Consider the following 16,061-nt stretch of genomic DNA (forward strand, 5'->3'; position numbering starts at 1 on the left):
ATATAAATAAATTCTAATACGCTGTTTAATATATGGAAAATACTTATCAAGATTTAATTACAGATATTCAGAGTAAAAATCCTAAAATTGGTGGAAAACTCGAGGGTGGAAAAAAATTCAAAATTAAATCTGATTTTAAACCTGCGGGTGATCAACCAGAAGCTATTAAAAAATTAGTAAACGGTGCAAATAAAGATCAATTTAACCAAGTATTACTTGGAGTTACAGGATCTGGAAAAACTTTTACAATGGCAAAAGTTATCGAGGCCACTAATAGACCTGCATTGATACTTGCTCCAAACAAAACGCTAGCAGCACAACTTTATGGAGAAATGAAAACATTTTTCCCAGATAATGCAGTTGAATACTTTGTTTCTTATTATGACTATTACACTCCAGAAGCGTACGTTCCAAGATCTGACACTTACATAGAAAAAGAGGCATCAATTAATGAGCAGATTGATCGAATGAGACACTCAGCAACTAGATCTCTTTTAGAAAGAGATGATGTTTTAATTGTAGCAAGTGTTTCATGTATTTATGGATTAGGTTCTGTTGAGGCGTACAGTAAAATGACGCTAACTCTTCAAAAAAATTATGATTACAACAGAGAAGAAATAATTAAATCTTTAGTAGCTCTACAATATAAAAGAAATGATCAAAATTTTTATAGAGGAACATTTAGAGCTAGAGGAGAATATTTAGAAATATTTCCCTCCCATCTAGAAGACAGAGCTTGGAGGCTTTGTCTATTTGGAGATAAATTAGAACAAATAGAAGAATTTGATCCTCTAACAGGAGATAAAGTTAGAGAGCTAAGTTTAGTAAAAGTCTATGCGAATAGTCATTACATAACTCCTAAGCCTACAATCGAACAGGCGGTTATTAATATTAAAAAAGAATTAGAAATAACTTTAAAAAAACATAGAGCGGAAAATAAATTATTAGAGGCTCAAAGATTAGAAGAAAGAACTAAGTTTGATTTAGAAATGATTGAAGCAACTGGTTCTTGTGCAGGAATTGAAAACTATTCAAGATTTTTATCTGGAAGAAAACCGGGAGAACCTCCTCCTACTCTATTTGAATATTTTCCAGATAACACTCTAATATTTGTTGACGAATGTCATGTAACTGTTCCACAACTTAATGGAATGTACAAAGGAGATAGATCAAGAAAAAGTACTCTTGCAGAATATGGTTTTAGACTACCATCGTGTATGGATAATAGACCATTAAAGTTTGAAGAGTGGGATTTAATGAGAACTCAAACTGTATTTGTATCTGCAACACCAGGACCGTGGGAACTAGAGCAAACAAAAGGAAAATTTATTGATCAAGTTATCAGACCAACTGGACTAATTGATCCTGTAGTTGAAATTAGACCTGCAAAAAATCAGGTAGATGATTTGATGCACGAATGCAAAAGAGTGATTGAAAACAATCATCGTGTTTTAGTCACAACTCTTACCAAGAAAATGGCAGAAGACTTAACTGAATATCTTCATGAAAATGGAATTAAAGTTAGGTACCTTCACTCAGATATAGATACTTTGGAGAGAATTGAAATAATGAGAGATTTAAGAATGGGTGTATTTGATGTTTTAGTTGGGATAAACTTATTAAGAGAAGGTCTAGATATTCCTGAATGTGCATTAGTTGGAATATTAGATGCAGACAAAGAAGGTTTTTTAAGATCGGAAACATCACTCATTCAAACAATAGGAAGAGCAGCAAGAAATGTAGATGGAAAAGTTATTTTGTATGCTGATAAAGAAACCAAAAGTATAAAAAAGGCAGTTGCTGAAACTGATAGAAGAAGAAATATTCAAATAGCTTACAATAAAAAACATAAAATTAGCGCTACATCAGTTAAAAAAGAAATAAGTGACATTTTAGAGAGTGTTTATGAAAAGGATTATGTAAAAATAAGTGAAGGCTCTAATGTTGGTGGAAACTTAAAAAAACACCTTAAAGCACTAGATAAAAAGATGAAAGAAGCTGCATCTAATCTTGAATTTGAAGAAGCTGCTAAAATTAGAGATGAAATAAGAAAATTAGAAAGCAGTGAATTAGAAATTACATTAAATCCAAAAATAAGGCAGTATGATGTAAAAAATAAACTTTATCCAAAAGGTCGATCAACAATGGGGATGCCTGGAACAAAAGTTACAAAAAAAAGAGATAAAAAATGGAAGCACGGAAAATAATTGTTACAGGTGGAGCAACAAGAATTGGTGCTGCAATTGCAAAAAAATTATCTGGTCCCAATAAAGAAATTCTTATTCATTTCAATAAATCAAAATTAAAAGCTGAGAAGTTAAAAAAAGAACTATCAAATAATGGTACTAAAGTTTACTTGGTTAAAGGTGATTTAAGTAAAGAAAATGATGTAAATAAAATAGTAAAATATGCAAAATCAAAACTTAAGTATTTTGATTGTCTAATTAATAATGCCTCTTTGTTTGAAAATGATAAATTAGAAAACTTCACAACAGACAGTTGGGGGCAACATTTAAGAACAAATTTAAGAACACCTGCATTATTATCACAAGAATTTGCAAAAAATGTTAAAGGAACAAACAACAATATAATTAATATAATTGATCAAAGAGTTTTCAAACTAACTCCATATTTTTTTTCGTACACAATTAGTAAAACTGGACTTTATACTTTAACCAAGACTAGTGCTATGAGTTTAGCTCCAAAAATTAGAGTAAACGGTATAGCGCCCGGCCCAACAATTAAAAATCAAAGACAATCTGAAAAACATTTTAGAAAACAGTATTTAGCAACCCCACTAAAAAGACAAGTTGATGTTGAACAAATTTGTAATGCTGTTGACTTTTTTATAAAAAATATATCTATTACAGGTCAAGTTTTAGCAATAGATAGTGGTCAAAATTTAAACTGGCAAACACCGGATATAATGGGCAAAGAATGAAAAGAAGTAATTTTAAGATTGTAAAAATAGATAAAAACAAAAGTCTTTTTAATTACGAAAAGAAAATTCTAATTAATGAACTAATTTTAAATTTAAAACTTGGCTATTATGACTTTGAAAAGAAAAAGCCTCAAAAAGTTAAATTTAGCCTAGAAATTGATTACGAGGATAAAAAACCATCAAGTGATAAAGATATAAAATCGATTGTTAATTATGGAACAATTGTAAAATTAATTACAAAACTTGTTAAAAAAAAACATTACAACTTTCTTGAAACATTGGCTGAAGCTGTATTTGATGAATTATTTAAAGATCAAAGGATTGCTAAAATAATGTTGAAAATTGAGAAATTAGAAATTCTTAAGCAATGTTCATCTGTTGGTATTCAAATTACCAAAAAAAGAAGTCATGATAAGCTCTGAAATAGGAAAAGAAGTAATTAAAAAAGAGCTATCGCTAGTCCCTAAACTTCCTGGTGTTTACAGGATGCTAAATGAAAAAAATGAAATCCTTTATGTGGGAAAAGCAAAAAATCTTCCTAATAGACTTAAAAGTTATGTATCTGAAAAAAATCATATAATTAGAACAGAGAGAATGTTATCTCAAACTAGAAAATTAGAGATAACAACTACTTCAAATGAAAGTGAAGCTCTACTCCTAGAAGCAAACCTAATTAAAAAATTTAAACCAAAATTCAATATTTTATTAAGAGATGATAAGTCATTTCCATTCATCTTTATTGGTAACAAAGATAAATGGCCGCAAATTAAAAGACATAGAGGAAAAAAGACAAAAGAAGGATTTTATTTTGGACCTTTTGCATCAGCAGGTTCAGCTAACTGGACTATAAAGATGATCCAAAAAATTTTTCATCTTAGAGTTTGTGATGATACTGTTTTTAAAAATAGAGAAAGACCTTGTATTCTTTATCAAATAAAAAGATGTTCCGGACCATGTGTTGGTTATGTTGAAAAAAATGATTATCAACAAACAGTTGATGATGCCATTGAGTTTGTCTCTGGGAAATCAAGGAAAATTCAAAAAAATCTTTCAAGTCAAATGGAAAAAGCAAGTGAGGAATTAGATTTTGAAAAAGCAGTAATTTTAAGAGATAGAATTAAAGCTTTAAATATTATTCAATCTTCTCAAAGAATTAATGAGGCAAACTTAGTAGAGGCAGATGTTATTGCTGGATACAAAGAGTCTGGCAAAACTTGTATTCAAGTATTTTTTTATCGTTCAAAGCAAAATTGGGGTAACCAAGCTTTTTTTCCAAAACATGACCCAGATGAAAAATTAGGAGATATTTTAAATTCATTTGTTTCACAATTTTATGAAAATAAAAGTGTCCCTTCTGCAATAATTTTATCTGAGGAAATAAAGGAAAAAGTTTTAATTGAAAAAACTTTAACTCAAAAAGAGGGAAAACAAATTAACATTAGTGTTGCTAAAAAAGGTTCAAAACTAAAAGTAATTAATCAAGCAATAAAAAATGCAAAAGACAGTTTGAATAGAAAACTTTATGAAAGTCAGAATAATCGAGAACTTTTTGATGAAGTTGCAAAAAAATTCAATCTTGAAACAAATATAAATTTAATTGAGGTTTATGACAACAGCCACATCCAAGGAACAAATAGTGTTGGAGCTTTAATTGCTTATGGTGATGAGGGATTTATTAAAAAAAGATATCGAAAGTTCAATATCAAGCACAAAAAAAATGAGCAAGATGATTATGGGATGATGAGAGAAGTATTAAACAGAAGATTTAAACGTGCTGTTCAAGAAAAAGATAATTATCTCACTTTTCCTGATTTAGTATTAGTAGATGGAGGAAAAGGACAATATTCAGTAGCTAGAGAAAGTTTAAATGAATTGGGGCTTCACGACATTCCAATTATTGCAATAGCAAAGGGTAAATTTCGTAATAGTGGAAATGAAACATTTTTTCATAATGGAAAAGAATATAAATTCTCAAAAAATGACCCTACTCTATTCTTTCTTCAAAGGATAAGAGATGAATCACACAGATTTGCAATCAGTGCCCACAGAGCAAAGAGAAAAAAAGGAATTAGCAAATCTTTACTGGACCAAATTGAGGGTATAGGAGCAATTAGAAAAAGAGCACTGTTAAACCATTTTGGGTCAGCAAGATCTGTTGAGTCTGCTAGTTTAGATGAAATTAAATCTGTTGAAGGTGTTGAAGAAAAAGTAGCAAAAAAGATATATAACTTCTTCCACGAATAATTATGTTAAAAAAAATTCCAAATATTCTGACAATAGGAAGAATAATAATTGTACCCTTCTTTGTTTTAGCATTTTATCTTCCAGGTTTTTATGGTGATTTAACTGCTTTAATTTTATTTATAATTGCTTCATTTACAGATTTTTTAGATGGCATGTTAGCCAGAATGTTAGGACAAGAGTCTAAATTGGGAGAACTATTAGATCCAATTGCAGATAAAATTATAGTCGCTACAGCTCTAATTTTACTGGTGATGGATGGAACAATCAGAAATTATGAGGTTATTGCAGCTATAATAATTTTAACTAGAGAAATTTTAATTTCTGGATTACGGGAATTTTTAGCAAAAGGTCAGATTAAACTTCCAGTTTCAAATCTTGCTAAACTCAAAACAGTGTTACAGATGGTTGCTATTGGTCTTCTGCTTTCAGGAGATACTGGAAACAAAATAATTAACTTTGAAAATTATAATGCTCAAACTATTGGGATTATTCTTTTATGGTTATCAGCTGCGCTTACTTTATTTACAGGTTATGATTATTTACGAAAGGGTATTGATCACGCAATATCAGAGGATAACAAAGATTAAGCTGCTTTTTTCTTTCTCACCAGCGCTTGATAGCTTTCATTAAGATCGATGATGGTATCACAAACTTTGAATTGATTTTCTGCAATACAAGATACAGGTGTAACTTCAGCAGCAGTTCCTGTTAAAAAGCATCCTACAAAGTTAGGAAGTTCTGTTGGACTAATTTTTCTTTCATGTACTTTTATATTTTTTGATTTTGCAATTCCAATTACAGTTCTTCTTGTAATTCCATCTAAGAATGAATCTGGAATTGGTGTGTGAATTTCTCCATTTTTATCTTTAAAAAATACATTGGCCCCTGTTGCTTCAGCAATATTTCCTTCGTGATCCAACATTAAAGAATCTGTGTAACCTTGTTTTTCAGCTTCATGTTTTGATAATGTACAAATCATATACAAACCTGATGCTTTAGTATCCCAAGGTATAGTATTAGGAGCTGGTCTTCTCCAGTTTGAAATATTTAATTTAATGCCTTCAACTTTTAGTTTTGGATCAAAGTAAGATCCCCACTCCCAAGTTGCAATCGCAACATGAATTTTTGTTTGTTGTGCTGATATAGCCATCATTTCAGTGCCTCTCCAAGCTACTGGTCTTACATATCCGTTTTCTACATTCTGAGTTGCAATTATTTTATTTGAAGCAGTATTTATTTGCTCTTCAGTATAAGGAATTTCGAAACCCATTCTTCTAGCAGAATGAAAAAATCTTGAGGTATGTTCCTCTAATTTAAAAATAGAGCCATCATAAACTCTTTCACCTTCAAATACGCAACTCGCATAATGCAAACCATGACTTAACACATGTAGTTTTACATCTCCCCAATCAACAAGTTCATCGTTGTACCAAATTTTTCCAGATCTTTTATCGTACGGTATCATTAGTGAAAATATTTTAAAATATCAGTGAAAAATATCTTTGTATCTTTGATATGTCAATATAACTTACCCATTATGAAAGAACTTTTATATCTTAAAGACGATCAACTTAAGGGTTTAATTGAAAAATTATTTGTTAGTTACAGAGAAACATTTTCTGACTCTAAAAAAATTTTAGATAAATATTCAATTGGTGTGGCCCACCATAAGGTTATTCACCTAATTTCATCTTACGAAGGTATCTCTATCTCAGATCTTCTTAAAAAATTAAAAGTAACTAAGCAGAGCCTTAATAGAGTTTTAAAAGATTTAATAAAGTTAGACATCGTCATATTTAAGAAAAATGATCAGGATACAAGGGTTAAACATGTGTTTTTAAACGAAAAAGGAAAGAAAATATTTGAAGAAATTTTTAATTTACAAAAAAAAAGAATTTATTCAGCTCTTTTAAATTCAACTTCAGAAGAGGTTGTTAATTTTGACAATGTATTAAATAAAATAATTAATGGATAATTTTTTAGCACATATTTTAGTAGTTGATGACGACGATGGTATTAGATCATTGGTCAAAAAATTTTTAAACGAAAATAATTATTTAGTAACTACAGCTGACAGTGCTGAAGATGCCTCTGATAAAATAAAAATAATAAAGTTTGATTTAATTGTACTCGATATAATGATGCCCGGAAAGAATGGATTGGAATTTGTAGAAGAAAATAAAAAAAATCTAGACACTCCAATTATACTTCTTACTGCAAAAGGAGAAGCCAAGGAAAGAATAGAAGGTCTTGAAGTTGGTGCAGATGATTATTTGCCTAAACCATTTGAACCTAAAGAATTAATTCTAAGAATAAAAAACATTTTAGATAAGACAAAAAAAACTGAACAAAAAAGAATTATTGAATTTGAAAATGTCAAAATCGACTTAAATAAACTTTTAATTATTAGAGATCAAAAAGAATTTAAAATTAATAATACTGAAAAGACAATTTTAGAAAAAATGATTAATAGTCCTGGAAAAACATTTTCAAGAGAAGATATAGGAAAATTGATTAATTTGGATAAAGAAAGATCCATTGATGTTATTATTACTAGATTGAGAAAAAAAATTGAAATAGACCAAAAAAGTCCTAAGTTTTTACAAACAATTAGAGGTGCAGGATATGTTCTCTGGATTGAATAATTTCTTAAAAAAAGTTTTACCAAAAAGATTATTTTATAGAGCACTCTTAATTGTTGCGGTCCCTGTAATTACTATCCAATTAATAATCACCATTGTTTTCTTTGATAGTTTGTGGATTAAAACTAATAAAGGTATGACCAGAACTCTGGTGAATGAGATTAGTGCTTTTATAGAAGCTTATCAAAATGAGGAAAATGATAAGCAAGAAGTGAATAATCTTTTTTCATTGTTTCTAGATTTAAATATTGAATTGGTAGTTGATGAAAAATTAAGTGATAAAAATAAAGAAAGATGGTTTAGTCCAATTGATCGAACTTTAAGAAGAGAATTAAAGTCTAAATTTTCTCCTAAGATCTTCTGGTTTAATACTACAAACTATAAAGAACTAGTTGATTTAAGAATAAAATATGAAGATGGATATTTTAAATTTTTAGTTCCTAAAGATCGAGTCACTAGTACCTCTGCAAGAATATTTGCACTATGGATTACAGTTCCTGCAATTATAATGGTTATTATTTCACTAATATTTTTAAAGAACCAAACGAGGCCAATTACAAATTTAGCTCGCGCTGCTGAAAGATTTGGAAAAGGAGAAGACATAGAAGAATTTAAACCCTCGGGAGCACTCGAGATACGTCAAGCAGGTCATGAATTTGACAAAATGAGAAAGAGAATTGAAAGACATCTTAATCAGAGAACTGAAATGTTATCAGGTATTAGTCATGATTTAAGAACTCCTTTAACAAGAATGAAGCTACAATTAGCTTTTCTTAAAGATAAAGATGCAGTTGATAAGTTAACAGATGATATCAATGAAATGGAAAAAATGCTTAATGAATATCTGCAATTTACAAGTTCATCGTATGTTGAGAAGGACGAAATGTTTAACCTTTCAGAACAAATAGAAGAGATAATAAAAAAATATAATAATAAAAACATTTCTCATAATTTAGTTCCTAGAATTTACATTAATGGTAGAAAGAACCTTATCAATAGATCTTTAAATAACCTGATTGATAACGGATTAAAATATGCAAACAAAGTTGAAATAAGCCTAACCAAAAAAAATACAAACCTATTTATAATTATTGATGATGACGGTCCAGGGATACCTAAAAAGGAACATGAAAACGTATTTAAACCTTTTTATAAGATGGACAAAGGGAGAAATGATTCAAAATCTAGTGTTGGTCTAGGACTGTCAATTGCGTCTGATATTATCAAATCCCATGGTGGAAACATTGTGCTGGAAAAATCAAAATTTAATGGGCTAAGAGTTAAGATCTTTTTGCCGGTCTAGTTTTCTTCTTTTTTTTTGTTTCTAATTTTGAAATTTTATTTTCTAAATTTTCTACTCTCTTTGAAAGAATCTCAAATTCATCCTTGCTAGTAAGTTTCATTTTAAAAACAAATTCATCTCTCTTTGACTTAAATATATTTAAGATTTCAGATGATAAATCTTTTGAAGTTATTAATCCCTGCTCTAGTAGTTTTGCAAATTTATCAATTATAAATTTAGAATTTTTCATATTTGGGATATACAATATAGATATAATTTAAAATGTTCATCAATAATTTTGACCCAGTTGCAATAGAAATATTTTCTTTAGAAATTAGATGGTATTCGCTAGCTTATATTGCAGGTATTTTATTTGGATGGTTAATAGCAAAAAAACTATTCTTAAAGAACTCTGAAATAAATAAAAATTTTGATGATTATATAACCTACTTAATCATTGGAATTATTTTAGGTGGAAGAATTGGATATGTATTATTTTATAATTTTGAATTCTATATCAATAATCTATTAGATATTTTAAAAGTATGGGAAGGTGGCATGTCTTTTCATGGAGGAGTAATTGGTATTGTTATCGCAACTATATTGTTTGCAAAAAAAAATAATCAAGATGCGTTTTTATATTTAGACGTCGTCGCTCTAGTTGCACCTATTGGAATATTTTTTGGAAGAATTGCAAATTTTATAAATTCTGAACTTTATGGAACTATAACTAATTTACCTTGGGCAGTTACATTCATACAAATAGATAATCAACCAAGACATCCCTCACAAATTTATGAGGCATTATTAGAAGGTTTAATTCTATTTTTAATTTTACTTTATTTTAGAAATAGAGGAAATTTTGCTATAGCTGGATTTATTTCTGGATTATTTTTAATTTTCTATTCAATCTTTAGATTTATTGTTGAATTTTTTAGAGTTCCAGATGATCAATTGGGATACCTAATATTCAATTTAACTATGGGTCAGTTAATAAGTTTTATCTTTTTGATAATTGGATTAATTATTTTCTTTTTGAAAAAAAATGAACAAGTCGACTAATTTACCTCTAGATCAATTTATAAATCACGCTCTTTACGATAAAGAAAATGGTTATTATATGAAAAAAAATCCCTTTGGAAAGGAAGGTGATTTTATTACATCTCCCAACATCACAAGACTATTTTCAGAAATAATTGCGATTTGGGTAATAACTTTTTGGAAAAGCATTGGTTCACCTAAAAAATTTAACTTAATTGAACTTGGCGCTGGTAATGGAGAGATGATGAAAGTTGTATCTGAAACATTAAAGAATTTTCCAGATTGTTTTAACTCCTGTAATTTAATGATTCATGAAAAAAGCTCATATTTAATTGATGAACAAAAAAAAAATTTAAATTCTGAAAAAATAATCTGGGTAAATGAAGTTGAAATCGATAACACATTTCCATGCATTTATCTTGCAAACGAATTTTTTGATGCACTTCCAATAAAGCAATTTTTTAAAAAGGAGAATAATTGGTTTGAAAGGTATGTTAATTTAAAAACTTACAAAAAGGCTGAGTTCAATGATAAAGAAGTGGATATTAAAACAATAGAGCAAAAACTTAAATTTGAAATATCCAAGGACCAAGATGTTATTGAATACTCTCCGGAAGCGTTTAAGTATCTAGAGAAAATTTGTAAAATTATTGAGAACAGAGATGGTGGACTTTTAATAATTGATTATGGATATTTAGATCTGAAAATAAAAAATACTATTCAAGCAATAAAAGATCATAAATTTTCAAACATATTAGAAGATATTGGCGAATCTGATATTACATACAATTTAAATTTTAATTTATATGCTAATTATATTAATCAATTTGAAAAACTAGATCATCTAATTACTAATCAAAAAAAATTCTTAACAAGTATGGGAATTTTGCAAAGAGCCGAGATTGTAAGTAATAATATAGCCTTCTCACAAAAAACAGATCTATTTTATAGAATTAGACGTTTAATTGATGAGAAACAAATGGGGGAGTTGTTTAAGGTAATGTTAATTAAAATTAAAAACAATAAATTTAAAACAGGTTTTCAAATTGATTAAATCTAAAAAGCTTTCAAAAAATAAAGCTATCAAACATGGTTTTTTTAATAGCATCGGTGGTGTATCAAAAAATATTTATAAAAGTTTAAATTGTGGTCCAGGTTCAAATGACAATAGTGCAAGTGTAAAAAAAAATTTAAATATTGTCAGGAAAAAAATTTCTAAGAACTCAAAAAATATTTTTTTACTTAATCAAATTCATAGTAATAAATTCGTGTTTATTGACAAAAAGTATAAATCAAAAATAAAACCTAAGGCTGATGCAATTATTACTGACCAAGTAAATTTACCTATTGCGGTTTTGACTGCAGATTGTGTACCAATACTTATTTTTGACAATCAGAGAAAAATGATAGCTGCAATTCATTCAGGATGGAAAGGTGCCTTTAAGGGAATTATATCAAAAGTGATTAAATTTATGGTTAAGAGAGGGTCTAAAACAAAAAATATTACAGCAGTTATAGGTCCATCAATATCAGTTAAAAATTATGAAGTTCAAAAAGATTTTTATAAAAAATTTATAAGAAAAGACAAAACTAATCATAAATTTTTTAAATTGGGTAAAGAAAAGTTATATTTTAACTTATCTAGTTATGTTAAATCATTAATTCTTAAGTCTGGTGTGAAAAAAATAGAAAAAATTGAAGTTGATACATTCGATACTAAAAATAAATTTTTTAGTGCTAGAAGATCAAAAAGTTTAAATCATGCTGATTATGGTAGAAATATTTCAATAATTATGCTTAATTAGGTTTTTTTCATGAAATTATTATCAGGAAATAGCAATAAACCTCTTAGTAAGAATATTGCTAAATATTTAAAATCTAAATTAGTCAATTCAAGTATTAGAAATTTTTCTGATGGTGAAATTTATGTTGAGATTAATGAAAACATAAGAGGAAATAGTATTTTTATTATTCAATCTGTTTCTTCACCAGCTAACGATAACTTAATGGAACTTTTATTATGCATAGATGCTTTAAAAAGATCATCTGCCAAAAATATAACTGCTGTAATTCCATATTTTGGTTATGCAAGACAAGATAGAAAAGTTGTCCCAAGAACTTCAATTTCAGCAAAACTAGTATCTAACCTGATTACAAAAGCAGGAGCAGATCGTGTTGTAACAGTAGATTTGCACGCAGGACAAATTCAAGGATTTTTTGATATTCCAGTAGATAACTTGTTTGCTACTCCTATTTTTGCAAGACACGTTAAGAAAAAAATTAAAAGTAAAAATATGATTTGTGTTGCTCCAGATGTGGGTGGTACTGAGCGAGCAAGATCTCTTGGAAAACTTTTAAATGTTGGTCTAGCTATAGTAGATAAAAGAAGACCTAAGCCAGGACAATCTCAGGTTATGAATGTGATTGGGGATGTAAAAGGTAAGACATGTATAATTGTAGACGATATCATCGACTCGGGTGGAACAATTGTAAATGCAGCTAAAGCTCTAAAAGATAGAGGTGCAAAAGAAGTTTACGTTTATATTACTCACGGTGTACTTAGTGGTGAAGCGGTCAAAAAAATTAAAAATTCTGTTATCAAAAATTTAGTAATTACAGACACAATTGATAATAGTGACAAAATAAAAGGTGCAAAAAACATTGAAGTTTTATCTATTTCAGGGCTAATGGGTGAAGCAATTAAAAGAATATCAAATTCTACTTCTGTATCTGATTTATTTAAATAATTACCTTGTGTTATTAAGGATCTTGAGCTAAAAACCCTTGTTTTTATGAATACTTTAGAAGCTAACATCAGAGATACTAAAACAAAAGGCGAGCTTAACTCACTAAGAGATAATGGAGAAGTTCCGGCTATAATTTACGGCGGTGAAGCTCAAAACGAAAAAGTTTCTATATCTAAGAAACTGCTAAAGTCGATGTTAGAAGACTCAAATTTTTTATCTACAATTCTTACATTAAATGTAAACGGTAAACCACAAAATGTACTTCCAAGAGAAGTAAAATATCACATCTTGTCAGACGAACCTATACATGTTGATTTTTTAAGAGTTGTGCCTGGTCTAAAAATTAGAATTGAGGTTCCAGTTAAATTTATTAATCATGAAAAATCACCTGGATTAAAAAAAGGTGGAGTATTAAATATTGTAAGAAGAAAAGTTGAATTAAAATGTCCAAGTGAAAAAATACCTGACAATCTTTTAATTGATTTAGATGGTATTGATATTGGAGTAAGTTTTAAAATATCGTCAATTAATCTAGATCCTGAAGTTGTACCAACTATTCAAGGTAGAGATTTCGTTATTGCAACACTTGCGGCTCCAACTGTAATGAAAGAGCCAGAAAAACCAGCTGAAGCTGAAGCTGCAGAGGGTGAAGCGGGTGCCGAGGCTGCTGCACCAGCTGAAGGCGATAAACCAGCTGCTGAGGGCGAAGAGAAGCCTGCTGAAGAAAAAAAATAAATTATTTAGACTGAAGTTTGTTTTCCATTAAAAAATTTTTATGCTTTTATTTGTAGGACTAGGTAACCCAACGCCCGATAGTGAAAATAATAGACATAATGTAGGTTTTAAAATTATAGACTCCATAAATAAAAAATTTGGCCTATCAAAACAGAAACCAAAATTTAAGGGTTTGCTTACAACAGGAAATGTTGGAGACAAAAAAATATATGCAATTAAACCTTTAACTTTCATGAATAATTCAGGAATTTGTATAAGAGAATTAATAGAATATTTTAAAATTGATGCCGAGGATGTCATAGTTTTTCATGATGATTTGGATGTGGAATTTGGAAAAATAAAAGCTAAGTTTGGTGGATCTAGTGCAGGTCATAATGGTATAGCTTCAATAGATAAATTTATTGGTAAAGATTATTCTAGAGTGAGAATTGGTATTGGGAAACCAAAAGATAATATGGAAGTAAGTGATTTTGTACTTCAAAACTTTGATGAAGATGAAATGGTTGGATTAGAAAAAATTACAAATAATATTACTGAGTCAATTTCAATATTAATTGAAAAAAAATTAGATCTATTTTCAAGTACAGTTAATAATAAATAATGAGTTTTAAATGTGGAATTGTTGGTTTGCCAAATGTTGGTAAGTCTACGCTTTTTAATGCACTAACAAATTCTAGTAAAGCACAAGCAGCTAACTTTCCATTTTGTACAATTGATCCAAATGTTGGTGTAGTTCCCGTACCAGATGAAAGATTGTCTAAATTATCAAAAGTCTCTAACTCTAAAAAGGTAATTAATACCACAATTTCATTCGTTGATATTGCTGGTCTTGTAAAAGGAGCTTCAAAAGGAGAAGGATTAGGAAATAAATTTCTTTCTCATATCAGAGAAGTTGATGCTGTAATTCATATGATTAGATGTTTTGATTCAGATGATATCCAAAATGTTAATCCTGATGTAAACCCAGTGAGAGATTTGGAAATTATTGAAACTGAAATGATGCTTGCAGATCTTGAAAGTATTCAAAAAAGATTGGAAAAAAATAACAAAAAAAATGTAGATGAGGAACAACTTAAAATTTTAGAAATTGCTCTAGATTGCATAAATAATGATAAAGATATTTCAGTTCTAAAAACACAATTTGATACGAAGCAATTAAATCAAAGCGGTTTATTATCAATTAAGCCAAAAATATATGTTTGTAATGTCGATGAACAAAGCGTTCAAAATGGTAATAAATATACAAATGATTTCATAGAAAAATTTGGGAATGAAAATACACTAATTGTATCCGCTGATATTGAAAATCAAATTAATGAGCTACCTGCTGAAGAGAAAAAAAATTATATGGAAATGATAGGTTTAAAAGAAACTGGATTAAATATGTTAATTCAAAAAGGTTACAATATTCTAGAGCTAGATACTTATTTTACATCAGGTCCTGAAGAAACAAGAGCATGGACAATTAAAAAAAATTGTACAGCTCCTAAGGCAGCAGGTGAAATACATACTGATTTTGAAAAAGGGTTTATTCGAGCTGAAACTATTTCTTATGAAGATTTTATAGCAAATGATGGATGGGTAAATTCTAAAGCAAACGGGAAAATGAGATTAGAAGGAAAAGATTATATTGTTAAAGATGGAGATGTATTAAACTTCAGATTCAACACGTGACCAAATTTTCTTCATACTAAAGTAAACTAAAATAGTTAAAATAATCAAATATACTATAGCTTTAAATCCCATTTGGTGTCTTGCTTCTAAGTGAGGCTCCGCAGCCCACATTAAAAATGTTGTTACATCTTTTGACATCTGTTCAACTGATGCATTAGTACCATCCCCGTACTCTACAATTCCATCTGATAATGGTGCTGCCATTCTGATCTTATTACCATACATATATTTGTTGTAATAAACTCCATCATCCAAAGTTACTCCACTTGGTGGATCTTCATAGCCTTGAAGTAAAGAATAAATATAATCAACTCCACCACCTCTAGCTTTAACTAAAACAGACATATCTGGTGGATAAGCTCCTCCGTTAGCTGCTTGTGCGGCTTTTACATTTTCGTATGGCATTACAAATTTATCCGAAAGTTTTGCAGGTCTAGTAAACATTTCACCATCAGCATTTGGTCCATCTGTAACTTCAAAAGAAGCAGCGATTGCTTTTGCAGCTGCCTCTGAAAACTCTGGTCCACCCTCTTCTGATAAATTTCTATAGCTCAAATATTTCATTGAATGGCAAGAAGCACAAACTTCCGTATAAACTTGATATCCTCTTTGAAGAGCTGCTCTATCAAATTTTCCAAAAAGACCTTTAAAACTCCAATCTGTTTTAAGATAATCTACTTTTTCTGCAGCAAATGTTTGGACACTATTTAGAGAAAAAAATGAAAGTATTAAAATTAGTTTAAATAACTTTTTCA

General features: G+C 29.1%; 18 protein-coding genes. 15 read left to right on the forward strand and 3 right to left on the reverse strand.

From position 1 onward, the window contains the following. Positions 1-32: 32 nt before the first annotated feature. From uvrB to pgsA, 5 genes are read left to right on the forward strand one after another with little or no spacing between them, the layout of a single operon-like run. Positions 33-2,207 (forward strand): excinuclease ABC subunit UvrB, encoded by a 2,175-nt coding sequence (gene uvrB, locus ACTTAS_RS05400; protein WP_440613811.1) that lies wholly within the window; start codon positions 33-35, stop codon positions 2,205-2,207. After that, the gene (locus tag ACTTAS_RS05405) at positions 2,189-2,941 is read left to right on the forward strand and encodes an SDR family oxidoreductase (RefSeq protein WP_440678623.1); all 753 of its coding nucleotides are present in this window, start codon (positions 2,189-2,191) and stop codon (positions 2,939-2,941) included. The genes uvrB and ACTTAS_RS05405 overlap by 19 nt, the downstream gene beginning before the upstream one ends. Then, positions 2,938-3,363 carry a dihydroneopterin aldolase gene (locus ACTTAS_RS05410; protein WP_440613809.1) on the forward strand — a complete coding sequence of 142 codons (426 nt, stop codon included), beginning with the start codon at positions 2,938-2,940 and terminating at the stop codon, positions 3,361-3,363. Before ACTTAS_RS05405 ends, ACTTAS_RS05410 begins: the two co-directional genes overlap by 4 nt. After that, positions 3,350-5,185 (forward strand): excinuclease ABC subunit UvrC, encoded by a 1,836-nt coding sequence (gene uvrC, locus ACTTAS_RS05415; RefSeq protein WP_440672689.1) that lies wholly within the window; start codon positions 3,350-3,352, stop codon positions 5,183-5,185. The genes ACTTAS_RS05410 and uvrC overlap by 14 nt, the downstream gene beginning before the upstream one ends. Before the next feature lie 2 nt (positions 5,186-5,187). Beyond that, positions 5,188-5,772 carry a CDP-diacylglycerol--glycerol-3-phosphate 3-phosphatidyltransferase gene (pgsA, locus tag ACTTAS_RS05420; protein ID WP_440613807.1) on the forward strand — a complete coding sequence of 195 codons (585 nt, stop codon included), beginning with the start codon at positions 5,188-5,190 and terminating at the stop codon, positions 5,770-5,772. Here the strand turns inward: pgsA and ACTTAS_RS05425 are convergent. Next, positions 5,769-6,650 carry a branched-chain amino acid aminotransferase gene (locus tag ACTTAS_RS05425; RefSeq protein WP_075506379.1) on the reverse strand — a complete coding sequence of 294 codons (882 nt, stop codon included), beginning with the start codon at positions 6,648-6,650 and terminating at the stop codon, positions 5,769-5,771. The genes pgsA and ACTTAS_RS05425 overlap by 4 nt on opposite strands. A gap of 72 nt (positions 6,651-6,722) precedes the next feature. Here ACTTAS_RS05425 and ACTTAS_RS05430 point away from each other — a divergent pair, with 72 nt between their 5' ends. Genes ACTTAS_RS05430 through ACTTAS_RS05440 form a run of 3 tightly spaced genes read left to right on the forward strand, consistent with a single transcriptional unit; the run spans position 6,723 to position 9,130 of the window. Continuing rightward, entirely contained in the window at positions 6,723-7,160 is a 438-nt protein-coding gene (locus ACTTAS_RS05430; RefSeq protein WP_428080895.1) for a MarR family winged helix-turn-helix transcriptional regulator, read from the forward strand. Continuing rightward, positions 7,153-7,830 carry a response regulator gene (locus ACTTAS_RS05435; RefSeq protein ID WP_440613806.1) on the forward strand — a complete coding sequence of 226 codons (678 nt, stop codon included), beginning with the start codon at positions 7,153-7,155 and terminating at the stop codon, positions 7,828-7,830. Before ACTTAS_RS05430 ends, ACTTAS_RS05435 begins: the two co-directional genes overlap by 8 nt. Next, positions 7,811-9,130, forward strand: a complete 1,320-nt coding sequence (locus ACTTAS_RS05440) for an ATP-binding protein (RefSeq protein ID WP_440678624.1) — start codon at positions 7,811-7,813, stop codon at positions 9,128-9,130. The genes ACTTAS_RS05435 and ACTTAS_RS05440 overlap by 20 nt, the downstream gene beginning before the upstream one ends. On the opposite strand, the gene ACTTAS_RS05445 is transcribed toward ACTTAS_RS05440, so the two are convergent. Continuing rightward, positions 9,108-9,359 carry a hypothetical protein gene (locus ACTTAS_RS05445; RefSeq protein WP_075506383.1) on the reverse strand — a complete coding sequence of 84 codons (252 nt, stop codon included), beginning with the start codon at positions 9,357-9,359 and terminating at the stop codon, positions 9,108-9,110. The two genes, ACTTAS_RS05440 and ACTTAS_RS05445, sit on opposite strands and share 23 nt — an antisense overlap. A 32-nt stretch (positions 9,360-9,391) precedes the next feature. Here ACTTAS_RS05445 and lgt point away from each other — a divergent pair, with 32 nt between their 5' ends. Genes lgt through ychF form a run of 7 tightly spaced genes read left to right on the forward strand, consistent with a single transcriptional unit; the run spans position 9,392 to position 15,306 of the window. Then, the gene (lgt, locus tag ACTTAS_RS05450; protein ID WP_440678625.1) at positions 9,392-10,171 is read left to right on the forward strand and encodes a prolipoprotein diacylglyceryl transferase; all 780 of its coding nucleotides are present in this window, start codon (positions 9,392-9,394) and stop codon (positions 10,169-10,171) included. After that, entirely contained in the window at positions 10,155-11,204 is a 1,050-nt protein-coding gene (locus tag ACTTAS_RS05455) for an SAM-dependent methyltransferase (protein ID WP_440678626.1), read from the forward strand. Before lgt ends, ACTTAS_RS05455 begins: the two co-directional genes overlap by 17 nt. Further along, entirely contained in the window at positions 11,197-11,955 is a 759-nt protein-coding gene (gene pgeF / locus ACTTAS_RS05460) for a peptidoglycan editing factor PgeF (RefSeq protein WP_440678627.1), read from the forward strand. The genes ACTTAS_RS05455 and pgeF overlap by 8 nt, the downstream gene beginning before the upstream one ends. Before the next feature lie 9 nt (positions 11,956-11,964). Next, positions 11,965-12,897 (forward strand): ribose-phosphate pyrophosphokinase, encoded by a 933-nt coding sequence (locus ACTTAS_RS05465; protein WP_440618924.1) that lies wholly within the window; start codon positions 11,965-11,967, stop codon positions 12,895-12,897. 45 nt (positions 12,898-12,942) lie between these two features. Further along, on the forward strand, positions 12,943-13,632 hold the full coding sequence (locus ACTTAS_RS05470) for a 50S ribosomal protein L25/general stress protein Ctc (RefSeq protein WP_440650963.1): 690 nt from the start codon (positions 12,943-12,945) through the stop codon (positions 13,630-13,632). 40 nt (positions 13,633-13,672) lie between these two features. Further along, positions 13,673-14,233, forward strand: coding sequence for an aminoacyl-tRNA hydrolase (gene pth / locus ACTTAS_RS05475; protein ID WP_440618927.1), 561 nt, complete (start codon positions 13,673-13,675; stop codon positions 14,231-14,233). Beyond that, positions 14,233-15,306, forward strand: coding sequence for a redox-regulated ATPase YchF (gene ychF, locus ACTTAS_RS05480; RefSeq protein WP_262589762.1), 1,074 nt, complete (start codon positions 14,233-14,235; stop codon positions 15,304-15,306). The genes pth and ychF overlap by 1 nt, the downstream gene beginning before the upstream one ends. Here ychF and ACTTAS_RS05485 read toward each other — a convergent pair. After that, entirely contained in the window at positions 15,283-16,041 is a 759-nt protein-coding gene (locus ACTTAS_RS05485) for a cytochrome c1 (protein ID WP_440647128.1), read from the reverse strand. The genes ychF and ACTTAS_RS05485 overlap by 24 nt on opposite strands. Positions 16,042-16,061 lie beyond the last annotated feature (20 nt).

It is taken from the genome of Candidatus Pelagibacter sp. HIMB1611 (genome assembly GCF_052047715.1).
Lineage (GTDB): Bacteria > Pseudomonadota > Alphaproteobacteria > Pelagibacterales > Pelagibacteraceae > Pelagibacter.